The sequence below is a fragment of the Cupriavidus sp. GW823-FHT06D04 genome, from assembly GCF_058795055.1.
In genome coordinates this window covers 1-522 of record NZ_JBXAHL010000134.1, presented here as the reverse complement: position 1 = coordinate 522, position 522 = coordinate 1, and the positions used below count along the sequence as shown (strand labels likewise).

The 522-nt window shown below is 52.9% G+C and carries 1 tRNA gene; it reads left to right on the top strand.

The features are described 5' to 3' along the window. The first annotated feature begins 274 nt into the window (after window positions 1-274). Window positions 275-350: transfer RNA gene (locus AC1Q7H_RS39930), tRNA-Ala, on the top strand. The last annotated feature ends 172 nt before the right edge of the window (window positions 351-522 follow it).

Here is a 522-nt window from a genome sequence, read left to right as displayed (position 1 = left end):
AGTGGTAGTTCAGTCGGTTAGAATACCGGCCTGTCACGCCGGGGGTCGCGGGTTCGAGTCCCGTCCACTCCGCCAAAACTAGACCCGCATGGTTTGCACCATGCGGGTTTTTCTTTGGGTGAGGGATTATGTCGTTAATCGCTGCAAACGCAATAAAAAATGTTGCATTCGTTGCGAAATTCGCTATATAATCCTGTCTTCGCTGCAAATGCTGCGGTAAGCGGCAGACAGCGAAGGTGGTTCCAGCAGTAACCGTCCAGCAGTACCGGATTACGGGGCTATAGCTCAGCTGGGAGAGCGCTTGCATGGCATGCAAGAGGTCAGCGGTTCGATCCCGCTTAGCTCCACCAGAATTTGGGAAGCGTCTGAAAAGAAGCTTCCCAGGCGCGAAAAAGCCCGCTATAATGGTCGACTTTCCAGCGCAAGACAGAAAACGCGTTGTAAAACAAGTTTCTGTCCCCTTCGTCTAGAGGCCTAGGACATCACCCTTTCACGGTGAGTACAGGGGTTCGAATCCCCTAG